General features: G+C 39.4%; 16 protein-coding genes. 6 read left to right on the forward strand and 10 right to left on the reverse strand.

What is annotated here, in order from left to right; all coding sequences use genetic code 11:
• Nucleotides 1–26 precede the first annotated feature (26 nt).
• A complete protein-coding gene (locus M2419_RS13935) occupies nt 27–3,122 on the reverse strand; it encodes a TonB-dependent receptor (RefSeq protein WP_153847993.1) in 3,096 nt (1,031 codons plus the stop codon).
• Nucleotides 3,123–3,559: 437 nt separating this feature from the next.
• Nucleotides 3,560–4,546, reverse strand: a complete 987-nt coding sequence (locus M2419_RS13940) for a hypothetical protein (protein WP_153847992.1) — start codon at nt 4,544–4,546, stop codon at nt 3,560–3,562.
• Between the two features lie 226 nt (nt 4,547–4,772).
• Between M2419_RS13940 and M2419_RS13945 the strand changes: the two genes are divergently transcribed.
• Nucleotides 4,773–6,110, forward strand: a complete 1,338-nt coding sequence (locus M2419_RS13945) for a cytochrome ubiquinol oxidase subunit I (protein ID WP_075991874.1) — start codon at nt 4,773–4,775, stop codon at nt 6,108–6,110.
• A gap of 6 nt (nt 6,111–6,116) precedes the next feature.
• Complete coding sequence (cydB, locus tag M2419_RS13950) at nt 6,117–7,193, forward strand: cytochrome d ubiquinol oxidase subunit II (protein WP_259255271.1); 1,077 nt, start codon at nt 6,117–6,119, stop codon at nt 7,191–7,193.
• Between the two features lie 9 nt (nt 7,194–7,202).
• On the opposite strand, the gene M2419_RS13955 is transcribed toward cydB, so the two are convergent.
• The 5 genes from M2419_RS13955 to M2419_RS13975 all read right to left on the reverse strand — a co-directional run bounded on the left by M2419_RS13955 (nt 7,203) and on the right by M2419_RS13975 (nt 11,843).
• Complete coding sequence (locus M2419_RS13955; protein WP_259255272.1) at nt 7,203–7,829, reverse strand: response regulator transcription factor; 627 nt, start codon at nt 7,827–7,829, stop codon at nt 7,203–7,205.
• Nucleotides 7,830–7,841: 12 nt separating this feature from the next.
• Nucleotides 7,842–9,809, reverse strand: a complete 1,968-nt coding sequence (locus tag M2419_RS13960; RefSeq protein WP_259255273.1) for a sensor histidine kinase — start codon at nt 9,807–9,809, stop codon at nt 7,842–7,844.
• A gap of 354 nt (nt 9,810–10,163) precedes the next feature.
• Complete coding sequence (locus M2419_RS13965; RefSeq protein WP_182980993.1) at nt 10,164–10,718, reverse strand: NADPH-dependent FMN reductase; 555 nt, start codon at nt 10,716–10,718, stop codon at nt 10,164–10,166.
• Nucleotides 10,718–11,215: a DUF2480 family protein gene (locus tag M2419_RS13970; protein ID WP_259255274.1), complete on the reverse strand. Its 498-nt coding sequence runs from the start codon at nt 11,213–11,215 to the stop codon at nt 10,718–10,720. Before M2419_RS13970 ends, M2419_RS13965 begins: the two co-directional genes overlap by 1 nt.
• A 1-nt stretch (nt 11,216) precedes the next feature.
• The gene (locus M2419_RS13975; protein WP_259255275.1) at nt 11,217–11,843 is read right to left on the reverse strand and encodes a superoxide dismutase; all 627 of its coding nucleotides are present in this window, start codon (nt 11,841–11,843) and stop codon (nt 11,217–11,219) included.
• Nucleotides 11,844–12,072: 229 nt separating this feature from the next.
• Between M2419_RS13975 and M2419_RS13980 the strand changes: the two genes are divergently transcribed.
• The 3 genes from M2419_RS13980 to fabF all read left to right on the forward strand — a co-directional run bounded on the left by M2419_RS13980 (nt 12,073) and on the right by fabF (nt 14,635).
• Nucleotides 12,073–12,657 (forward strand): metalloregulator ArsR/SmtB family transcription factor, encoded by a 585-nt coding sequence (locus M2419_RS13980; protein ID WP_220801487.1) that lies wholly within the window; start codon nt 12,073–12,075, stop codon nt 12,655–12,657.
• Nucleotides 12,658–12,741: 84 nt separating this feature from the next.
• Nucleotides 12,742–13,335, forward strand: a complete 594-nt coding sequence (locus tag M2419_RS13985; protein ID WP_075991866.1) for a TetR/AcrR family transcriptional regulator — start codon at nt 12,742–12,744, stop codon at nt 13,333–13,335.
• 61 nt (nt 13,336–13,396) lie between these two features.
• Nucleotides 13,397–14,635: a beta-ketoacyl-ACP synthase II gene (gene fabF, locus M2419_RS13990; RefSeq protein ID WP_259255276.1), complete on the forward strand. Its 1,239-nt coding sequence runs from the start codon at nt 13,397–13,399 to the stop codon at nt 14,633–14,635.
• A 661-nt stretch (nt 14,636–15,296) separates the two neighbouring features.
• On the opposite strand, the gene M2419_RS13995 is transcribed toward fabF, so the two are convergent.
• The 3 genes from M2419_RS13995 to M2419_RS14005 all read right to left on the reverse strand — a co-directional run bounded on the left by M2419_RS13995 (nt 15,297) and on the right by M2419_RS14005 (nt 21,555).
• On the reverse strand, nt 15,297–16,778 hold the full coding sequence (locus M2419_RS13995; RefSeq protein ID WP_153847983.1) for a SusD/RagB family nutrient-binding outer membrane lipoprotein: 1,482 nt from the start codon (nt 16,776–16,778) through the stop codon (nt 15,297–15,299).
• Nucleotides 16,779–16,828: 50 nt separating this feature from the next.
• Nucleotides 16,829–20,056: a SusC/RagA family TonB-linked outer membrane protein gene (locus M2419_RS14000; RefSeq protein ID WP_153847982.1), complete on the reverse strand. Its 3,228-nt coding sequence runs from the start codon at nt 20,054–20,056 to the stop codon at nt 16,829–16,831.
• 614 nt (nt 20,057–20,670) lie between these two features.
• Entirely contained in the window at nt 20,671–21,555 is an 885-nt protein-coding gene (locus tag M2419_RS14005) for an AraC family transcriptional regulator (protein WP_153848575.1), read from the reverse strand.
• Between the two features lie 505 nt (nt 21,556–22,060).
• Here M2419_RS14005 and M2419_RS14010 point away from each other — a divergent pair.
• Nucleotides 22,061–23,449 (forward strand): aminopeptidase P family protein, encoded by a 1,389-nt coding sequence (locus tag M2419_RS14010; RefSeq protein ID WP_153848574.1) that lies wholly within the window; start codon nt 22,061–22,063, stop codon nt 23,447–23,449.
• The last annotated feature ends 17 nt before the right edge of the window (nt 23,450–23,466 follow it).

The raw sequence follows: 23,466 nt of genomic DNA on the forward strand, positions 1-23,466 counted from the left end.
AATTAAATAGTATAGTAACAATCACACTACAGGGTCAAATTCACTCCCAGTGTATAAAGTCCAGTTTGCGGATAATATACTGCTCGACCAGATTCCGCTTCGGGATCCAAATTCCATTCGTTCAATTTTGAAATTGTCCATAAATTTGTCGCGGATAGGTATACCCGTAGTTTGTTGATTGCTGTCTTTCCGATTGCATTTAGGGGTATTGTATACCCAACCTGTATATTTTTCAAACGCAGATAAGAACCATTGACCACTAAACGGTCCGACGTTGCGACATTACGCAAATCATATTTGACCACACGCGGAAAGCGTGCATCGGTATGTGTCGGTGTCCAATAATTGCCTGTAAATATTTCATGTGTAAACCCTTCCTGATTTCCCATCTCCGCCAAAGCACCTGACAATCGCGTATCGACTTTCGCCGCCCCTTGAAAAAGGAGATCAAGATCAAAATTTTTAAAACTGAAACTCCCATTAATTCCGAAGGTATATTTGGGAAAGGAATTCCCGATGGCTGCCATGTCATTTGCATTGATTATACCGTCGCCATTCAAATCCACATATTTCACATCTCCGGGCTTCGTATTGGTGGCATACGTAGCACCATAAGCTTTAATTTCCTCCGCAGACTGGAAGATACCGTCGGTCTTATATCCCCAAAGGGCATTGATAGGGAGTCCTTTGGCAATGATATACCTTGGGTCAATATCCGACCCTGCGATATAGGGTCCTGTACCTTTTAGATCTGTTACTTCATTATGGTTGATACTAAAATTTGCATTTAATTGGTACGCAAAAGCCCCAGGAGCGCTTGGTCTTTTCTGATAATTTGCACTAAATTCCCAACCACGATTCAGTACCGTTCCAGCATTTTGGGGCGAAGGTTTTAATCCCAAAACGGCGGGAATATCCAGATTCAGTAAAATATCGTCAGTTACCTTGTTATAATAATCCAAGGTAAACGTCAAGCGATTGTTTAGGAAAGCGGCATCCAAACCCAAGTCATACTGCGTCGTAGACTCCCAACCCAATTGCTGATTGGCATAACTGTCCAGCCGATAACCCTGTACAGATTTACCCCCAAAATCATATCCTGCTGCAACTAAGGCCGAATAATAACTATACAAGTCGACAGATTGGTTTCCCGTCTTTCCCCAGGAAGCACGCAACTTGAATTCGTTCAACCAATTTCGGATAGGTTCCCAAAACCCTTCCTTTGATAAGAGCCATCCCGCTGATGCCGAAGGGAAAAAACCATATTGTTTGTCTCCCGTAAAACGGGATGAACCATCATAGCGACCGTTCACTTCAAGCAGATACTTGCCCTTCCAATCGTAGTTTACCCGACCAAAAAAAGAGCGCAAGCCATATTGCACATCATAACCGCTATTATTCTTTGTAGCGTCGTCAGCGCCCTGCCCAATAGAGGTAATGTCATTGTTGTAGAATCGTTCGCGATAGGCCGTAAGATAATTTTGGTAATTGTGAATCTGTGAATATCCAGCTAATGCCTTGATATGATTTGGCCCAGTCGTCAACTGATAGGTCAGCAGGTTGTTCCATGTATACTCGCTGCTATTATCACGAATTTCGGTTAAAGAATTGATCGGAAAGCTCTTTACTATCCCTGTATTTCGGTCTTTATTGTCAAAAGCGTTCAAAAAGGTTTTGCTGTTGTTGAAGTTTACCCTAACACCAAATTGGGAAGTAAACAACAAATTTTTCACTAATTGAATGTCCGTTTTAACAATGGAGCTTAAGTAGTTTTCATTTACCTTTTTAAAACCACTTTTTTCAATCAACATTAAAGGATTATTTCCTTGTGTACTTAATCCGTAGGTACCATCATCATATTTAGGCACCACCCACATCGAGCCATGGAGAAAGTTATTGATCGGATCACGTCCGGGCTCGGCGGCTTTGCTATATCGGTAGTTTATACTTCCCGTAAAATTAAGCCAAGAGGTTGCTTTGTAATCGTTGTTTAGCCGGATATCCGCCAATTCAGCACCATAATGCTCAATAATACCATCCTGCTTGTTATAACGAACCGCCAATCTAGAGCGCAGGATCTCATTTCCACCAGCGAATGACAAGGCATGGTCTTGTTGAGGAGCTGTTTTCAACAGCGTGTCAAACCATGTATTCGGTAAAGGATATTTTTCACGATCAGTTGCCGTTTGGTAAGCCGTAATGGATGCGTCGCTAAATCGCGCTGGCACCGCCAATCCCGCATTACGGTAGGCGTCCTGTTGCAATTGGAGGTAGGATACGGCATCCATTTGCTTGGGCTTATTAATTGATTTCTGCAAAGCGTAATAGCCATTATAATCAATCACAACATGTCCAGATTTTGCACTTTTGGTGGTTACAATAATTACACCGTTGGTCGCGCGTGATCCATATATCGCCGTGGAAGCCGCATCCTTCAGGACTGAAATTGAGGCGATATCATTGGGGTTTAACTTGGACCAGGGTTGTTCGATTCCATCCACGATGACCAAAGCATTATTCTTGCTGAGATCATATCCACTGGTGCTGCTCGAATTGGTATTAAATGTAGTCAATCCTCTGACTCGAATATTGGCAGCTGATTGTCCTGGTTTTCCACCAAGGTCCTGCACAGTTACCCCCGGCAATAGGCCCTGTAAAGCTTGCTGGGTATTAGAAACCGGTCTTTTCGTCAGTTTATCGCCATCAATACTGGCGATTGAATTGGTCAACGAGATTTTTTTCTGTGTTCCATAGCCAACAACGACCACCTCATCAAGGTCCTGGGTAACTGGATCCAATTCAATTTTCGTGGGAGATTCGGAAACTAACACGGTCTTTTTCTTATAACCAATGCGCGAGAGTGTAATGGAAAAGGGTAATTTCTGTCCCGTTACAATTTGAAAAAAACCTTTTTGATCTGTTGTAACAACGTGATTTACAACTTCAAGTTGAATGGTTACGCCTTCAAGAGGTTGTTTAAGCTGGCTATCATATACATATCCTGATAAGGATGCATTGATAATCGGTCTAACATCTGTTTGCGCGTATACCTGGTGCCCAACGCCAGATAATAGTAAACATAGCGACAAGGTAGAATACCGGAGTACCCTAAGATTTTTCATAGATAAAGTGTTAATGGTGAATACGAACAAGTGCCAACGCCAATCGAAAACTTGTTTTTATTTTGAAGACAGCAGGGGAAGCGAGCGCTTCCCCTGCTGTCAGTTTGAGAAAAGATAAGGGAAATTATCCTATATGCACATTCGCATCTTTCTTACATCTGGGGATTTAGCCTTCAAAGACTTTACAGTAATACTTACGAAAAATGTGCTTTTACTAATATTGATATGTTCCATAATAATGTGTTAATTCGCCACGCTGAAAAGTAATACATGTTTTCATTCGCGACCTGTTATCTTCTCACAAATATAGAAGTAATTTTAATATAATCTACTAATTCTATAGATTTTATTAAAAGAAATAAATAGGATATGCAGCGGGGCTATAAAAGCGAGCTGGCAGGCTTAAAAGATTGTCGATAGGGATAAGCAAGAAGCTTCTATTGTAGTGTTTTTAAATAAGTTTTAATCAGCAGTATTCCTTCATCATGAAGTACAGTAGTCCCCTTTTGAGGCATATGCATCTCTCCCAATGTAGACATCCGTCCAATAATCTTAGCTTGTTTTAACCAAATCCCCGTTTCATTCAACGGGCTTTCATACCTCAGATCCAGCATGGTCATATAAGCCGTTCCTTTAGGGTTGTGACAATGGGCGCAATTGATCTCGAGATAAGCTCGGGCACGATTTGCAGTCGATTGATCAATATCCTCATAACCAGGTAAACTATTGGAAACTTTAAACGATTTCAGATCAAGAGCCTCCATCTGGGTCAACCGGACCAGTTGCTGGATGCTGTCACGATCGTGAACGATTATCTGGTTTAGATTTCTGATCTTCGGACCTATCGGGAGCAGCTGATTTCCTTGTCGATGGCATGCCATACAATCCTTTCGGGAAGGAATAATATAATTTGTTTGTCGCTCGACACCTTTGTTGTCCAAAAAGGAGACGTGGACGGAAGCACTGTCCATCAACAGAAAAGCTTCATCTTGGGCCGCATTCCATTGATAGGTAGCTGCGTTCCACTGTCCGTCTTTATGAATCAAAAGCCGCGTTTCAAGCAGCCGTTGTCTCGAGTCCCCTACCACATCTCTCGGGGGATAAAAAAAAGTTTTGGCAATGATGGTACCATCGGGGAAGCTGGGCAAACCATCGTCTGAGGCGATCATTTTTCCTCCCTTAGGAAGAAAGATGACACGCTTTTTATCGGTATAGTCTGTAAATAGGGCCGAAGCTAATTCATAAGAGACCCCCTGGTCGTTTGGAACAAGATCAGCAATTTTGCCCTTGAATAAATTGTAATCAGATAATTTATCCCGAAACACAATATTATCTTTAGCGACTGTTCCCCGCCCCGTATTATTCAGTATAATAAAAAGTATGGGGATCAATAAAACACCCATCAAAATTAGCACTTTTTTCATTTCCCTAATGCTCTTCTACCCTTCCGTCATTATCTTAAATTCGGACGAAGATAAGATAAAAAAGAGATTACAGCGGTGGATGCCTTGTGTTGATTTTCAGATTTTACACTTAAGACAGAAAACAATAAAAAACCAGTTATTTTATCAAAAAATAAAACCGTTTCATGGATATATACGCAAATAAAATGGCTATATTTAACTGTCTTTTAACCAAAACTTCGGCTACATGGAAGATATGATTCTCTATAATCGACTTCAGTTCGCATTTACAATTACATTCCATTATTTATTTCCTCAATTGACCATGGGTTTATCCTTAATGATCGTCTATTTCAAATGGAAATTTCTGCAAACAAAAAATGAAGACTACAACCATGCTTCCAAGTTTTGGATGAAAATCTTTGCGCTAAATTTCACCATGGGCGTTGTAACAGGCATTCCCATGGAATTTCAGTTTGGTACCAACTGGGCCAAATTTTCTGAACTTACCGGTGGTATTATCGGACAGACCTTAGCCATGGAAGGTATGTTTTCCTTTTTCCTGGAATCTTCATTTCTAGGGATGTTTCTTTTTGGAGAAAAGTTGCTGGGGCATAAGCTCCATTTTTTATCCGGACTCATGGTCTTTATTGGATCTTGGGCCAGTGGTTTCCTGATTATCGCCACGCATTCCTGGATGCAGCATCCTGTTGGGTATGAGATTCTCGAAAATGGCAAATTTGTACTGAACAATTTTAGTGCATTATTCAGTAATCCATGGTTATGGCCATCTTATCTACATAATCAAGCCGCTTCATTGGTGACCAGCTCGTTTTTCGTTGCTTCTATTGGAGCCTTCTATCTGTTAAGTGACAGGCATAGTAAATTTGGAAAGATATTCGTTAAAAGCGGTGTTATTTTTGGCGCTATTTCCTCCGTTATGCTGGCGTTTCCTACAGGAGATCTTGCAGCCAAAAACGTAGTCAAATATCAGCCCGCAGCCTTTGCTGGCATGGAGGGAATTTTCAAAACTGAGAAAGGCGGATCAGAGATTATTCTGATCGGTCAACCGGACATGGAAAACAAAAAATTGGACAATAAGATAGCCGTACCGAATGTATTGAGCTTCCTTACTTACCAGCGTTGGGATGCAGAAATTAAAGGATTAAATGAATTTGACCAATCTTTACATCCAACGAACGTGCCCGGACTGTATTACAGTTATCACATCATGGTAGGTTTGGGTACCATATTCATTGGCATTATGGTCCTTGGAGCGCTACTGCTTTGGCGAAACAGGTTGTATCAAACGAAATGGTTGTTATGGATCATTATGTTTATGATTCCTTTCCCCTACATCGCGAACACTGCAGGCTGGTATACGGCGGAACTGGGACGACAACCTTGGCTAGTTTATAATCTCATGCGCATGGTAGACGGTGTATCCCCTACCGTATCTTCTGGAAATACATTATTTACCTTTCTCGGCTTCGTCGGTTTATACATTCTTTTGGGTTTGTTATTTCTGATGTTAGTCTTGAAGATCATTAGAAAAGGTCCTGAAACGACAGTTGCATTAACCTAATTAGCTATGGAAATATTCTGGTTTATCGTATTAACTTTCATGCTGGGAATTTATATCGTACTCGATGGGTACGATTTTGGGGCGGGAATTGTCCATCTATTCTTTGCTAAAACCGAACAGGAGAAAAAAGCTGTTACTAACGCGATTGGGCCGTTTTGGGATGCCAATGAAGTCTGGCTCATCGCTTCCGGCGGTGTCCTATTCTTTGCTTTCCCAACACTTTATGCCTCCTCTTTCAGTGGATTTTACTTGCCGCTCATGCTTGTATTATGGTTGCTTATTTTTAGAGCGATAAGTCTTGAACTCAGGGGGCAGGTTCACCATCGTCTTTGGGAGGCTTTATGGGATAAAGCTTTCGGCCTAGCAAGCCTGTTGCTGGCACTTTTCTTCGGTGCCGCACTGGGTAATGTCGTTCGCGGAGTAAACCTAGGTATGGTAGAAAATGGTGTATCGACCCAAGAGCCACATTATTTCTTCTTAGCACTTTGGAACCCGACATTTGACCCATTAGCCCAACATCAAGGCATTATAGACTGGTTCACCATCATATTAGGTTTAGTTGCCGTCGTTACATTAACAATCCATGGAGCGGGCTGGGTCATTCTGAAAACTTCCAGCACACTAAATACCAGATTAAAAAATATTGTTTTTAAACTCAACTTTGTCTTACTTATTCTCGTCATACTATCGGCCTATGTATGGCATTATGTGAAACCCATCTCCTTAAACAATCTTCAAAATCATTATTGGCTGTGGATATTTCCTTTGATTGCTGCTGTTGGATTACTTGGACAGTTTTGGATCAAGACCTTTAAGAAAGATGGTATTGGCTTCCTATTTTCATCCCTGTTTATACTGGGGAGCTTTGCCACGACCGTTGCTTCCATGTTCCCTATATTATTGCCTTCAACGAATGACATCAATCCTTCCTTGACGATTCAAAATGCTGCTGCAAATGAATATGGTCTTTCAGTAGGGTTAGGCTGGTTTATGTTTGCAGCAATTCTGGTGGTTGCTTATTTTATTATCCAATTTAGGGTCTTCAAAGGTAAGCTTGATGACGTCGGTTACGGTGAACACTAAGAGCGGTCTCTATTCGAGTCCCAACAACTTATGTTTCATCGCAAGCTGTACAAGTTCAATCATATTTTTAACTTTAAATTTAGTCAGGAGATTGCGCCGATGCGTTTCAACAGTAACTGGACTTAAAAATAACTGCTCGGCGATTTGGTTCGTGGTAAGTCCATTAGAGATCAAAATCAAAATCTCTTTTTCACGCTGTGTAAATCTGGGCAGACTGCTGATCGTAGAAATTGCACCACGATAAAGTTCTTTTGCTCGATCACAAATTGCTTCTTTGCCGTCCAGGCCGAGCTGTACACAGCCTAGGAATTCTTCGTTGCTAACATCCTTTAAGATATAGCCATTTCCACCAGCCTGCATAAACTGAAAAATAAGATTGCCATCGGCCAAATTGCTCAATGCAACAATAGGAATCATAGGAAACAGCTTCCTCACCTGAGTACAGACATCTACTCCATTTGTCTTCAACAGTTGCATATCCATAAGTAGGAGATCCGCTTTCGTGACCTTTAAAAATTCAATTAACGTAATCTCTTCCAAAAAGGGATATACAAGATACCCATCCTGATTATTGAGAAAAGAGGCAACACCTTCCAACAATAAAGGATGATCGTCTAACACTGCAATTATCTTCATGACTCAGCCTATTTAAACAGTTACACCAATTTCGATTTGAGTTCCGGATCCAAGCTTACTCTGAATATCAATTGATCCATTGATCCATTTAACTCTATTGACCATATTATTTAAACCCAATCCATAATTTAACACAGCGGAATCAAAGCCTTTGCCATTATCCTCAACGAGGATATGCAGTACTTCGTCCGATTTACTTACCTGAACGATAATTGCATCTGCGTTTGCATACTTTAATGCATTTGAAATAGCCTCTTGAACAATTCGATATATGGCCAATCCTTTTTGAAAATCCACATTCAATTCAGGTTCATAGTTTTCAAATTGGATCGAAACATGACTATTTTTCATTGCTATACACAATTGCTCCAATGCTGCTATTAATCCAAACTGACGCAACGATTCGGGCATTAGATTATGGGATATCCGTCTTACTTCGCCTAAGATGTCGTTCAACTTCTGCGGCACTTCATCAGTCAAGAGTGTACCACTTGCTACATCGCCGGCAATCTTAAATTTTAGACCTGTTAACATACCTCCTATGCTATCATGCAGATCTTGGGCTATACGCTGACGCTCCTGCTGCTCCCCCTTGAGCATAGATTCCGAAATTTGCAACTGTTTTTCCTTTTCCAATTTGTCCAACACAATTTCGTGGTTGAGCTGAATCTGTGTATTGAGCTTCCGTTGTTTTCGATAGAAAAAAGCAACAAAAAGCACAATACAAAAAAGCAAAACGGCAATACCCAAAACGAGAAAAATCCGAAATTGGTTACGGTCCTTTTCTGCGCGTAGATTCAAAATTTCTTTTTCTTTTTCAACGGTCTTATATTTCGTCTCCATCTCATTCATTTTTTCCAGCAATTGGACCTTCTGAATGCTATCGGATAGTTTATTTGCCATATTGGACATCTTCAGCGCATCCTGATAATTCCCCATAAGCTCATTCACACCCGCCAGTTGACTGTACACAATTTTACTGTTGTAGAGATCTCGCGTTAATAATCCATTTTTCACGATTTCCTCCAACTGCAGTTTAGCATCAGCATACTTTTTCTGCAAGAGATATACATTAAACTTTCTGAACCGCATCATCTGAAATAATTTCCAATTGTTCATTTTCACCGACCAATCCAAACCGATATCCAACAGGCGAAGGGCTTCATCAGTTTGTTGCTTTGTGGTAAAATAAAGCGCTTCATTGTAATAGTAATTGGGTAATTGAGAAGAATTCGGGTAATCGTTCAGGAGCTGTTTGACTTTGTCCAACAGTACTCTTGCTTCTTTGGATTTCACCTGATAACAATAATTACTGACTGTATTGAGATAAGCCACCACAAGCGCAGCACTCGGCGGTTGCTGCTCGAGCTGTTTTATGGCCAATTGATGGTATTCATCGGCTTTTGCAAGCTGATTGGACGACATAAACGTCATGCCGATCATCGTATTTATACTACCTTCCATGATGGGATCATGTGCCTTCGCATAAGGCAGACACTTCCCGTTAAGGATATCCAGAAAATCAGCAAATCCTTTTTTAGGAAATCGAATTAAGCCCAAATTATACCAAGCTTTGGCCAAAAGCCCCTGCTGAAAAGGCTTTTGTGCATTTCCAAGGAGGTCTACACATCGTTGGGCTTCAACTCCTGCATTTTTACTATCCAGAAATTGCCCGTAATAAAAGCTTTTGTAAAGTGCCCCCATCGCCTGTAAGCTCCGGAACGGTTTGGCTAACCGCTCCCCCTGTTGCATATGATCCCAAAATTTGGTTGTATCTCTAAATCTATAGTAATCTGCCAAATAAAAATGCTGCATTGCTTTCACACTGTCCTCCGAACTCGACAGCAATAATTGTTCCGCGTCAGATCGATATTTATTTTCATCCAATGGCAAAAAACTCTGTGCAACTACAGCATGTACAGTAAAGTATACTATAAAAAAGGCAATTATCTTCGTTAACTCTCTCAACTGAAACATCATTAATCCAATATCTTAATCATTTAAACAATTAAACTAAATGGGGCCTTTTCAGCCAATGGTTTCATAATATGTAATAAGAAAGTCTTATGGTGGTTAAAGACTTCTCTCTACCTCTAAATTTGCCGTCGATGAGGCTTCTTCAAAGTCGACAATAGAAAATATAGATCGGAAAACCGCGTAATCAAATGGCGGGTCCAAAAAACAAAGATATATCTCCGCGATGAATTGCTAAAGATATTCTTCTACTTTTTTGAAATTAATTTTCCATATAGGGTTTGGCTAATCTATTTAAATATAGGCTAAAACATCTCTCGTTGATAAAAAAGCCTCTCGAATTACCGAGAGGCTTTTTTATCAACGAGATTCACTACTCTTTTTCGTAGCTATATCGATCAACAAGTCCAGCTTACATTGGTAAGCCGAAGACAGCACATTTGGATTGTCGGACTCAAAAAGCGCAGATTTCATGATGGGCACACTAAAGGGCAATGTCCAGGCGCGGAGCGACTTCGCGATAGCATCCATTGCATTAATGCCCTGTAGTGCATGCACACCATCGGCCCAACAAACCAGTCCGATATGTTTATCCGTCAGGTAAGCCGGTTTATTTTTAGCACTGACTTCAAGCCAATCCAAACAGTTTTTCATGACACCGGGAATACTTCCATGATAAAGCGGAGACAACCAAAAATGTATATCTGCCTCAAGAAATAAGTTATTCATAATCTTGACCGCATTGGGCACCCGATTGAGACTCAAATCAAATAAGGGTATTCCGCTATCAGCCAAATTAAAAATAGTATTTTCAACGCCCTTTTGGTTCAGTTGGTCGGAAAAATAGTGTGACAATTTTCCCGATGTAGATTCTTGCCTTCTTTCTAAGGCGCCATTAAATATTAATGCTTTCATTATACTTTCCCTTTTTTAAAAATAACTTTTGGCATACCAACCTCACCATACATTAACGTCTGGACAATAGGAAGCAAACGTTCTGTCGCTAACATATAAAGTGACGCCGGAATATTAGGACGGGCCCGTATGACAACTTTTTGCTGCTGAAAATTCGACAAATCCATCGCCTGCAAAGCCTGCATCCATAGGTCTATTTCCAAATCCTCCATCGCCTTAAAATCGTAATACGCTGCAACAGGATGAAGTTTTTCCGCCAGGGCCATATAGACCCAAGGCGGGATAATTGCGTCCACAGAACAGCTAATGGCAACCGCCTTATTTCGAAAAGCAGACCAGTCCACCGCCGCCAAAGATTCTCTGAATTCTTTTTCTTTAACGATTGCTTCCTGATACAACAATGTTTTGATATCAAAACTTAGGATAGCAAGATTGGCCTTAAAATCAATTAGATCTAAAGCCAATATACCCGTGTTTTCAACTTTATTGATAAACATATCAAACCAAGCCTGCAATCACAGTATCGTATTTTTGTTCAACAATAGACCAATCCAAAAGCGACCAAAATGCATCCAAATAATCGGCTCTTTTATTTTGATATTTCAAATAATATGCATGCTCCCAAACATCGACCCCCAAAATAGGGAAACCTCTGCCGATCGATTGTGTATCCATCAGCGGATTATCCTGATTGGGAGTAGCTACGATAGCTAAGGCGCCGGAATGTTTTACATACAGCCAAGACCAGCCCGAACCAAACTGCCCTAGTCCAGCATTTTTGATCTGGGCTTTGAGCTCTTCCAAAGAACCAAAGGCAGCGTTTATCTCATCGGCTAACTTCCCTGTGGGTACCGTTTTTGGATTGGGCGATAAAATTTCCCAAAATAGCGTATGGTTAAAGTGACCACCGCCGTTATTGCGGACTGCTGGGCTATATTTACTTACGCTTGTTAATATATCCAATAGATTGTCAGCTTCGCCTGCTGTTCCTTCTAATGCCTTATTTAGATTGTCAACATAAGCTTGATGATGCTTTTGATGATGAATCGTCATGGTCTCGCGATCAAAATATGGCTCAAACGCCGCATAGGCATATCCTAACTGGGGTAATTGAAATTTGTGCATAGTTTTATTGTTTTTATGATAAGTCAAAACTAGAGAATCAAATTTAATAAAACAACCAAATAGTTGTTTTATTAAAGTCATAAAAATAAATTAAAAAGAATAAACCTGTGTTTTAAACACATTTTAGAACAAAAAATAAAAACACTATCTTTGCTGATGTTATATAAAACAACTTTTTTATTGTCAAATGCAGAAAAATCCAGCTGATCGAATATTAATGTTATTAAAAATGCGCCGAGAAGCCACTGCAGCTTTGATTGCAACAGAGTTGGCTATAACAAAAGAAGGGGCCCGTAAACATTTATTGAACCTGGCGAATCAAAACCTGATTGTCTCCAATGCCCGGAGTGAAGGTATTGGCCGCCCCTCGACTTATTACAGTCTGTCACCGCAGGGCATGGCAAGATTTCCAGATAGTCACGCCGACATTACAGTACAACTGTTGCAGTCGATTAAACAAGTGCTTGGCGAGAATGCTTTGGATCTACTTATCAGTGATCGGGAGTCTAAAGTATATCAAAAATATACTGACGCGCTATCGGATATTGAATCCATCGAAAAAAAACTTGAAGTTATTGCCGCAAAAAGAACGGCGGAAGGTTATATGGCAGAATGGAAAAAAGAGGCTGACGATTATCTGCTCATTGAAAATCATTGTCCCATATGTGCAGCTGCAACCGAATGTCAGGGATTCTGCCGTTCAGAACTGAATAATTTTCAGCAACTCATCGGTCCAGCATATCGTATCTGCAGAACAGAATACATCATCGAAAATGCCCCCCGCTGTACCTATCGTATTTCAAAGGCGAAATAAAACCAATTTCTAAGGCATTCCTGCACAAATTATTAATATACCAAAAAGTATTTTTTATATTTGCATTAAAAGAACAGGAATTACATGTCAAAAGCAGAACAGACACGACAATATATCATTGAAAAGACTGCGCCCATCTTTAATAAAAAAGGCTACTTTGCAACTTCACTCTCGGACATTACGACAGCGACAGGTTTAACAAAAGGAAGTATCTACGGTAATTTCAAGGACAAGGATGACCTGGCTACCCATGTCTATACCTATCAGAGCAGAAAAATTTCAGAAGCTGTTAATCAGCAGATTATACAGCAAAAAACATCGCTGAAGAAGCTTTTGTCTTTTCTAGATTTCTATAAGGACAATTTCAAAAATATCGCAGCTTCAGGAGGCTGTCCCATGATGAATGCGGCCGTGGAGGCCGATGATTCGCTATCTTTTTTAACCCCAAAAGTCAGACGTTCTTTTGACCTTTGGAGACAGCGGCTAATTCTAATTCTTGAAGAAGGAGTTGCCAGCGGTGAATTTAAACAGCATATTTCTGCTGAAAATTATGCCATCACCTTTATGGCGATGGTCGAAGGCGGAATCTTGCTTTCCAAGATTTCCGGCCGAGGAAAAGATCTTGCCATTGTATTGGATAAAATGAAGGAAATGGTGGATCGGGAGATCAAGGCTTAATTTTTTTACAAAAACAAATACCAATTGGTATATTTATAAGTTTATATTAAAATAAAAAGAGATGAAAAGAGTTGTAATAACTGGCATGGGAACAATTAACCCGCTGGGAGAAAACATAGACATATTTTGGGATAACATTTTGCGAGGCGAAAACCACACAACGCTTATTAGCCGTTTTGATGCTTCGTTGTTTCGAACACAGATTGCAAGTGAAATTAAACACTTTCAACCTGAAAAATACTTAGATAGAAATGAGATTAAACGGAGTGATCTCTTTACGCAATATGCTTTATACAGTGCAGCGCAGGCAATGGAAGATTCGGGACTAGATCTCGATGCCATAGATCCATTTGATATCGGTGTCATCTGGGGTGTTGGTCAGGGCGGCATGGAAACTTTCGAAAAAGAAGTAGAAGGCTACGTGACAGGAGATTACAAACCACGATTCAGCCCTTTCTTTGTTCCTAGACTTATCGTCAATATGGCTTCAGGCATGATTTCAATGAAGTATGGCTTAAAAGGAATCAATTACACTACCGTATCGGCTTGCGCCACATCCAATACGGCCTTTATGGATGCTTTTAATTACATTAGGCTCGGCAAAGCCAAAGTCTTTATAAGCGGCGGTTCCGAAGCCCCCATTACCCCGGCTTCCGTTGGCGGTTTTTCTGCCATGAAAGCCATGTCAAGCCGGCATGATAGCCCACAGACTGCAAGCAGACCCTTTGATCGGGATCGTGATGGTTTTGTTATGGGTGAGGGAGCCGGAGCTCTCATCTTGGAAGAATACGAACATGCCAAGCAAAGAGGTGCAAAAATTTACGCAGAGCTTGTCGGAGCTTCGATGACCGCAGACGCTTACCATATGACCTCACCCCATCCCGAAGGGATAGCGGCAGCAAAAGCCATGTCTCTGGCTTTGGAGGAGGCTAAAATTAATACCAGTGAGCTTGACTATTTAAATCTCCACGCGACTTCAACGCCAGTTGGAGATATCGCCGAACTTAAAGCCGTACAACGGGCTTTTGGAAACTTAAATAATCTATGGGTCAGTTCTACAAAATCAATGACTGGACATTTACTTGGGGCAGCAGGCGCTATCGAAGCAATCATTGCCATAAAATCCATCAACAATAATATAATTCCGGCAACGATTAATATCGAAAATATCGATCCCGAAATTCCCGAGGGAATTCACATTGTGATCAATCAGCCCTTAGAAAAAGTTGTTCAAACCGCAATGAGCAATGCCTTTGGCTTTGGAGGGCACAATTCAAGTATCGTTTTCAAAAAGATTTAATTTTTTTTGAAATAACTCTTGACAAAGTGTAATAAACACACTATCTTTGCTGTATCATAATTTAGGTTTATAATTGGTTATTTAAGGTTTTCATTCTCCCCGTTTGAAAACCTTTTTTTTTTTGCCTATTTTTTTCCATGTCCGAAGGTCTTTAAGTTTATTTCCAGAAGTCGAATGGGTATACAATTAGCGTCACATCCACATACCAACTTATAGCTAATCACAATTTTCAATCAATGTTTAGACAGTAATTAGTCACTAATTATTCAGTCTCTACTGAGTCATCACTGAGCAAGCACTGAACGAGCACTGAACAAGTACTGTTAAAAGAGATAAGTTAGTACCTACTTGATCCATAGTCGCTTCGAAAAATCGTATTACTTCAGTCCTACCCATTCTTGCATGTTACAGAATCCCTTTGGTATTCTTAAGCTTGGTCGTGGAGTTAAATCCCAGTTAGTTCTCCGCAAAAGGTCTGCAGTGTATAGAACGGGATCCACTATTGATCAGTATCAAAAAGAAGACATTTTAACTGCCTTACACCCACATTTAAATTCAAAATGTAGTAAACAAAATATCGATTTACTGATACGATTTAAGGGTAAAAAAAAACAGCGAGACAACTGAAGTTGCCTCGCTGCATAAAAATAAACATATGAAACTAAAATTTTCCTGTTCGTTTATCCCACCACATTTGTTCACCCCACACAAAATCTTTCACTTTAGTGGCTGCAGCTTCCACATTAACTTTATTATTTTGATATTCGCTATTAGGATAAGGAGCTCGCCAAGGTTGGTCATTATGCGCTGAACCATATACCGAATTCAACGAAGGGTAATTTGTTGTAGGCACACCAGTTCTTCGATACAAACTCCAAGCTTCAGAATTCTCCTTAAAAAGTGCTACCCATTCATCCCACCAAATACGTTCTTTCGTATTATTCCATTTTCCAGCACCGGCTAGGTAGGCATCTATACCCGTCTGGGAGACGCCATTTTCCTTCATAGAAAGATTTACAGCTTTTTCATAAGCATCTTTTGCTGTGATACCCACATTATAACCTAACATTGCTGCCTCAGCCAAACTATAATAAGTTTCACAAGATTTATAAAAGGGAATAAATCCGGCAGGATCACCCATATATTTCTCTCCAATCCATGAAACAGACCGCAATACAGCTGGTCCCGATTTCGCCCCATTTGGATATCCTTTATAAGTATCTGCATCTGTCTTCTGAGCGATGGCAGCTATCCGCGGATCATTTGTGGCAACCATATGATCTATAAAAATATCTGACAATGCCCAGTTATCAATTCGCTTTCCATAGATACCAGAATTATACCATGGTTCAAAATACGGTAATGCACCAGGAAAATCAACATAACAATTTTCATCGTTACTCACGATTAATGGATATTTAGTTGGATTACCTGCAATTTCTTCTACTGTAGATTTAGCTAAACTGGAAGAAACCCCAGAGATACGGATTGCCATTCTCAATCGCAATGAATTACAGAATTTTTTCCACATCGCCATATCCCCGCCATAAATAACGTCGAAATTGCCAACGTCGTCAGTCCCTATTCCTGCGGCCATTTCATCCGAAATCTTTTTCAGGTCAGCCATGATAGCAGGATAGATATCTTCTTGTTTATCATATTTTGCGAGCAAAATACTTCCTTCACTTGGAAGCCCCTTAAGCGCCTCTGAATAAGGAACGTCACGCCATCCTTCGGTTAATAAAAACCACATGTAATTCTGCCAAATTCTGCCAATGGTCCGCACGTTTTTAAATGCCTCGGCCTTATCTTCGGTTTTGGCTAGCAAATCTTTGATCTGGGTATTGTTATAATAACAATTATACCAACGATTCCCGTAGGTGTTATTCGTTGGAATCAAGCCGGACATATAATCCATATATTGAATTTTCACAATATAGCCCGCAAACGTTCCATAACCGTCCACATCCCCTCCAAAGGATTCCGCAGTATTTCTTAATACATTGGTCAACATATTTCCTGGGGGTACATTTGGCAATGCGTCTGGATCAACATTGATCTCATCAAAACTCTTGGTACACCCCGAAAAAAACATCATTGATGCCAAGGCAGGTATACTTAATTTTATAAATAAACTTTTCATAGTTTCTATCTTATCCAGAGTAATTCTATACGAGTTACTTTTTAATTACACTAAAATGAAAATCCTAATTTAAATCCAATACTTCTTGAAGAAGGCACTGTAGCCTGTTCGAAACCAACACCGCGGCTATCGCTTGACACACCACTGGTTTCAGGATCTAAACGCATTGTATTTGATTTGTGAACCCATAACAATGCCAAATTCGATCCAATCAAGGAGACATTTGCCCGTTTAATTCCTTTAATTTTGCTGTAAAGATGTGAAGGAATCGTATAGGTCAAATAGGCTTCGCGCAATTTGAGGAAAGACCCATCAAACACGTAGCTTTCTGCAATACCTCCAGATTCGAACCAATCTTGGGCATTGGTTTCAATGGTATTGGCAATCCACCCACCTTTACCATCGGACATTGCAAACCGCTCATTACTCATGACGTCTTTTCCAGCGACAATAGCCCGTTCACGTATTCCGTTGGCGGCCGTGATTTCAGCAACCCCGGTTGTATATGCATGGCTCATCGTTTGTGACCAGATATCACCTCCTTTACGGAAATCTAGCATAAAACCAAAACTAAAGTCTTTATATCTGAAATCATTACGCATACTTGCCAGATAATCTGGTGTTACATTACCAATAATTTGATTCGGTTTAGACATCACTAACCCACTTTCATTAACCTTAATGGCACCTTTCATAGCCCCATCTTCCACACGGTCATATCCAGTGCTTCTTAATGCTCCCCAAGCCTCTCCAACAGTTGCAGTATTTGCTATACCCCAAGTCCAACCTAACTGATAGGTTGTTAAATTTAATTGCGGATATAATTCCAAAATTTTATTGCGATCTCTTGAATAGTTTATGGTTGTTGTCCAATTCAGGCCATTTTCATTTTTTAAGATATCCCCTCTCAATTGCAGTTCGACCCCCTTACTTTCGATGTTACCAGCATTTAATACCATACTACTAAACCCGACCACATTGGACGTTGTTACAGGAAGTATTTGCTTCTTCGCATTCTTATGGTAATAAGTGAAATCAGCATGAATACGGTCATTTAAAAATCCGATCTCAGTACCAGTTTCCCAAGAATAAATTGCCTCAGGCTCCAAATTATTAATTGCATAGGTCATACTTTTATACATCTGCGCAATACCGTTAAAAGCATTTGCTTGCGCATAGTAGTAATTCCCATTTCTATACGGAGTTGTTGCATTTCCAACTTTAGCGACATTCAATCTAAGTTTCCAGAAAGATAACGCGCTTCCCTTTAAATTAGAAAAGGACGTTGTTGGAATCCAACTTAAACTTGCTGAAGGATAGAAAAACGATTTTGTAATTGTTGAAGACCAATCATTACGTGCCGTCGCATCAAGATAAAGCTGGTCTTTCCATCCAATCGAAGCCTGACTATAAATAGAATTGGAACGATTATGTGCATGGTCCATATTTGTTACCGCATCTCCTATTTTGTTGGTAATCGTATAAACACCTAAAACATTTAATCCACTGGCTCCTAAACTATTTGATTCATACTGATTATCTCGGTAATTGGCACCTACTATCGCTAATATATTGAAATCACCAAATTGTTTATTAAAATTGGCCAAGAAGTCCGCATTGAACTCGGAATTACTGCTTTTAATTTCATTGAAACTTCCTAATGGATGATCAAAGTTATAATAGTTGCTTTCAAAGATATCTGTATGATAATAATCCAAACCTACTCTACCTTCAAATTTCAAAAATTCATACGGTTGATAATACAAAGATGATTTTCCAAAAATCCGATTGGTCTTCAATGAATTCAAAGAATTATGCATAGTATAAAAAGGATTCATATGATAATTAGAATTCCAATTATAATAGGTATAATTTCCTTGAGCATCCCTTTCATTCCAATTTTTCTTCAGATCTTGCATATCCACCTGACGACCAAACCAAATCAAACCATTCATCGGGTTTGCGCCATCATATCCTTGTGTAATCAAATTACCACTTTCTGTTCTGGTAAAATTGGACATGATATCATATGAAAACTTATCGTTGATCTTGTACTCATTGTTCAATTGAGCAGAATACTTTTTTTGATCCGTGTTTGGCACGGTTCCTTTTTGATCACGAAAAGACAGAGACGCACGAGTCGAAGATCTGTCCGTCTTAGCCATTAAAGAAAGATTATGATTTTGAGAGTAACCTGTTTGGAAAAACTCTCTCACATTATTGGGATGTGATATCCATGGTGTTGCTTGTCGAACGCCATTAACCACAGGGCTATTAAATTGAGGTAATTGCAATCCTATGTCTAAGCGAGGTCCCCATGATTCATCAAACCCATCATTAACACCTCCGCCAGCTCCATCCTTATAACTGAAAGAGTTTTGCTGTGCATATTGTTGATAGGTTAAACCACTACCTAAAGAATTATAATGATACTCGTCACCCCTGGTTCCTTGCCCATAGAGATTCTGGTATTTTGGAATAGTGGACGCTCGATCTATTGAAAAATTCCCATCATACGACAAAAGAACACCATCCTTGGCTCTTTTCCCAGATTTTGTCGTAATTAAAATAACACCTTTACCAGCTCGCATACCATACAGGGCTGCTGAACCTCCTTTCAAGGTAACAACACTTTCGATATCTTCTGGATTAATATCATTTAAACCGGATCCATAATCTACACCAGAATATGTATTGTCACCTGAACGAACGGCATTATTGGAAATCGGTACACCATCAACAACAATTAAGGGCTGTTGATCTGAAAGAAGTGAGGAATTACCACGAATCGATATCCTAGCGGAGGCCCCCACAGCACCACCAAATTGATTAACCTGTACCCCTGCAACTTTTCCAGAAAGTGCACCTGTTAAGCTCAATTGACCAGCATCCGTTAGTTCCTTAGCTTTTACCTCTTGAACCGCTGACCCTAGGGATTTTTTGTCTCTCGTGATTCCCATTGCCGTTACAACAACTTCGTCCAAATTTGTCTCATCCGATAAAAGTGTGACCTGAAGTGAAGTCTGATTGGTCAAATTTACTACTTTACGGTCATAACCCACTGCCGACACACTTAAAGTCCCTGCCTGCTTATAATTAATCGTAAATTCACCATTTTGTCCACTCTGGGTTGCTGTTCCATCTCTTAACGTGATTGTAACTCCAGGGATAGGTTTCCCGTCTTGGTCGACCACCTTCCCCTTCAAAACTGTCTGTGCGTATACTGCCGAGCTTACCAAGAAGGTAGCAGCTAGCATAGCAATACTTTTTCTGTTCATAAGTTTAGTTTCAGATGTATTAGTTTATAGTGCTTTTTGTAATAACTAAGTTATAAGCACAACGCTTTCATTGTTAACCGAATTTTGACCAGTATTGCCCAATTATTAACCCTAAGTGTTAAATAATTGAAATCAACATCCAAATCTCAACAAAAAGAAATTTTACATAAACCCATCTTTACAACAATAACCTACCTATCCACTCCCCACACACCGATTTACAAGTAAAACCACAGAAACATATTAATCTAATTTATTTTACTACATTTTTTTGGAATTTTATTGGCAATAACTTAAAAGAATCAAAAATAAAGACAAAAAAAAAGCGAATTATCTGCATTTTTCACAAGATACTTCAAAAAAAACTTAAGATAAATCTCTTTTAAAGAAGTTTAGGTAGATGAGAAAGAAAAAAATATATAAATAAAAAAAGAGCAAAATTCTGCCAAGAATAGCCATATGCGTTCCATTCTTAGCAGAATTTTACTTCCGAATTCATATAGTTTAAAAGTCTAGCCAACCGAGCCGCTAGCGAGATTAATTAAGAAATCTAGACTTATTTACTCGTATTCCTTATTCCGGTACAATCTAATTCTCCATTGGAATTTCTTGAACTAAATAACAGAATAGAGTGTTTGTTTATATTGCTGCACATATTCCTTTGGATTGCAGCCCACAATTTGCTTAAAAACTCGATTAAAATTAGTAATGCTATTGAAGCCACTATTGTATGCAATAAACGAAACACTATCTAGGTGTTCTTCGTTTAGTTGATTACAAACTTCTTTGACTCTTATCCGGTTAAGATAGGTCACAAAAGTAACACCGCAATGCTTTTTAAAATATCGACAAAATGCCTGCGGAGTAAGATTTGCATGATCAGCAACATCTTCCAGCGTAATTTCGTCTTTATAGTGCTCCTTAATATAATTACAAATGAAATTAATGCGGTTTGATCCATGCATTGTATCAAAGGCCACTTCTACCCGCTCGTTACATAGCGCATCTGCCTCCCGTGAAATATTTGCCAATGCTCTTAGTAAATAGAAAAAGTGCATTAACTTCTCCATCTGATCAGCGGAATTCAATTGACAAACCCGTTCCGATATCTGCTCAAAATACCTCTCCGGTACCTTAAATCCTCTGGAGTTATTATAGATAAATTGATTCAGCGATTCAAATTCATCCAAAGAAAATAGTGATTTCAGCTTACCATTGGGATCAAAAAAGATAGAAACAGAACGTGATTCATTGGAAAGACCGTCTTGGGACGCTGACTTAAAAACGTGAGGTTGATTCGCACCTAAAAAGAATATATCATTTTCCTTAAAGGGATGTAGCGTATCTTCAACAATCAAAATTCCACTACCTTTTTTTATCCACATTAACTGAGCTTCCTGATGACGGTGAAAATAAGGATAGAAAGTTTCCAAAACATCTTCTTGCACAGTTAAACTTTGCCCTCGGGTTGTCGGCACGTTAAATTGAAGCGTTTTCATAGTTTATTTAGTTTTATGTTTACTGTTTAGTAATATAAATATAACAACTACAATGGAAGATTACTTCTTGCAAACAAAACATAAAAATACTATACCAAAATATGTTTAGAATTCGACAATATTTAATAATCCCTAAGAAATATGCAAACCAAAACAAAGAATTTACAATAAAAATTCACCAGCAGTAAAAAAATGGGTTAAAATACAATTAGACTTTGATAAATTGTGCAAATTATTATTCAACAGAAAGGCTGAACTTTATTTAATTTCGTTGTTTGACCTTTTTAGAGACAAAATGGCGAGCATATTCATTTGTAACAACAGCAAACACCACACTATCAAAGATAGACCTTTAAATAAATGATTTTGACATGCATAAATTTTACGATATTCGTATTAGACAATAACCCGCTAGGTAGACAATTCTACTTCAAGCCGAAGCAGATTACAAACAATTCATGATTCTAGCACAACAAAAACAGTACTTCCTTTAATTTCCAAACTTATGTTCAAAAAAGAAATATATCTTAATCGCCGAAATAATCTGTTATCAAAGTTTACAACTGGCAAAATTCTTTTGTTAGGCAACATTGAAAATCCAATCAATTTTGAGCACAATACCTATCCCTTCCGTCAAGACAGTAGCTTTTTATATTATATCGGTGTCAAAAGTCCACGTTTGGCGGCTGTACTTGACACTGAGAAAAACGAGACCATCCTATTCGGCGATGAAATGACCATTGACGATATTGTGTGGATGGGCCAACAACAGACTTTAGCTGAAAAAGCAGATCTTTCTGGTATCAGCAAGGTCCTTCCTTTCAATCAACTCTTCGACTACCTTAGCAAAGGAAAACAGGAAGATATTCACTACCTTCCTCCTTATCAGTCGCATAATAAATTATTACTTGAGCAGCTAACCGGCCGTCCCGCAAATCAGCTTCAGCCCTCTGCGGCTTTGATTAAAGCTGTCGTTGCGCAACGGAACATCAAATCGGCCGAAGAAATTATCGAATTAGAGAAAGCCGTCGATATTGCTGTTGATATGCACCGCATTGCTATGCGAATGACAAAACCTGATCTTTACGAATATCAGATCAGCAATGCCATGCAACATTTTGCGCAAGATCAGGGAACGTCCTTCTCCTATCCTCCGATAGTCACAAAACGAGGTGAAATTCTGCACAATCATATGCAATTTCACCAACTTTATGAAGGTGATCTCCTGCTCAATGATTCGGGCGTAGAAACGGCCATGGGCTATGCTTCGGATCTGACCAGAACCTTTCCCGTAGGAAAACGTTTTACGGCTTTACAAGAGGAAATTTACCAGATTGTCTTACATGCGTTTAAATCTGCAGAGCAGCTGCTGACATCCGGAATACGTTTTAAAGAAATACATTTAAAAGCCTGTGAAGCGCTTGTAGATGGACTTATACAAACCGGCTTCATGAAAGGCAACGCACAAGATGCGGTCATGAATCACGCGCATGCGCTTTTCTTTCAATGTGGACTAGGCCATATGCTCGGTCTTGATGTGCATGATATGGAAGATCTTGGGGAACAATATGTAGGCTATACCGAAGCTGAGCCAAAAGATACCAAGACTTTTGGAATCAAATCGCTGCGGCTAGGTAAGAAATTGGAGGCTGGCAATGTGCTTACCGTTGAACCCGGCATCTATATTATCCCGGAATTAACGCAGCTTTGGGAACAGCAAAATTTACACAAGGACTTTATCAATTATGATTTCTTAAAAAAACATCTCGATTTCGGCGGGGTCCGTATTGAAGATAATTATCTTATTGAAACAGATGGATACCGTCGTTTAGGAAAATACCTTGAACGTGAAATCCAGGAGATCTATCAGCTAAAAGACAATCCAATTGATTGATTAATTAACGAACAACT

Source organism: Sphingobacterium sp. BIGb0116 (assembly GCF_024808035.1).
In the GTDB taxonomy this organism is placed as follows: Bacteria; Bacteroidota; Bacteroidia; order Sphingobacteriales; family Sphingobacteriaceae; genus Sphingobacterium; species Sphingobacterium paramultivorum.

What these genes read in the sequence shown, in the direction of transcription:
- M2419_RS13935 (WP_153847993.1), bottom strand. Translation starts at nt 3,122, where the DNA reads ATGAAAAATCTTAGGGTACTCCGGTATTCTACCTTGTCGCTATGTTTA.
- M2419_RS13940 (WP_153847992.1), bottom strand. Translation starts at nt 4,546, where the DNA reads ATGAAAAAAGTGCTAATTTTGATGGGTGTTTTATTGATCCCCATACTT.
- M2419_RS13945 (WP_075991874.1), top strand. Translation starts at nt 4,773, where the DNA reads ATGGAAGATATGATTCTCTATAATCGACTTCAGTTCGCATTTACAATT.
- cydB (WP_259255271.1), top strand. Translation starts at nt 6,117, where the DNA reads ATGGAAATATTCTGGTTTATCGTATTAACTTTCATGCTGGGAATTTAT.
- M2419_RS13955 (WP_259255272.1), bottom strand. Translation starts at nt 7,829, where the DNA reads ATGAAGATAATTGCAGTGTTAGACGATCATCCTTTATTGTTGGAAGGT.
- M2419_RS13960 (WP_259255273.1), bottom strand. Translation starts at nt 9,809, where the DNA reads ATGATGTTTCAGTTGAGAGAGTTAACGAAGATAATTGCCTTTTTTATA.
- M2419_RS13965 (WP_182980993.1), bottom strand. Translation starts at nt 10,718, where the DNA reads ATGAAAGCATTAATATTTAATGGCGCCTTAGAAAGAAGGCAAGAATCT.
- M2419_RS13970 (WP_259255274.1), bottom strand. Translation starts at nt 11,215, where the DNA reads ATGTTTATCAATAAAGTTGAAAACACGGGTATATTGGCTTTAGATCTA.
- M2419_RS13975 (WP_259255275.1), bottom strand. Translation starts at nt 11,843, where the DNA reads ATGCACAAATTTCAATTACCCCAGTTAGGATATGCCTATGCGGCGTTT.
- M2419_RS13980 (WP_220801487.1), top strand. Translation starts at nt 12,073, where the DNA reads ATGCGCCGAGAAGCCACTGCAGCTTTGATTGCAACAGAGTTGGCTATA.
- M2419_RS13985 (WP_075991866.1), top strand. Translation starts at nt 12,742, where the DNA reads ATGTCAAAAGCAGAACAGACACGACAATATATCATTGAAAAGACTGCG.
- fabF (WP_259255276.1), top strand. Translation starts at nt 13,397, where the DNA reads ATGAAAAGAGTTGTAATAACTGGCATGGGAACAATTAACCCGCTGGGA.
- M2419_RS13995 (WP_153847983.1), bottom strand. Translation starts at nt 16,778, where the DNA reads ATGAAAAGTTTATTTATAAAATTAAGTATACCTGCCTTGGCATCAATG.
- M2419_RS14000 (WP_153847982.1), bottom strand. Translation starts at nt 20,056, where the DNA reads ATGAACAGAAAAAGTATTGCTATGCTAGCTGCTACCTTCTTGGTAAGC.
- M2419_RS14005 (WP_153848575.1), bottom strand. Translation starts at nt 21,555, where the DNA reads ATGAAAACGCTTCAATTTAACGTGCCGACAACCCGAGGGCAAAGTTTA.
- M2419_RS14010 (WP_153848574.1), top strand. Translation starts at nt 22,061, where the DNA reads ATGTTCAAAAAAGAAATATATCTTAATCGCCGAAATAATCTGTTATCA.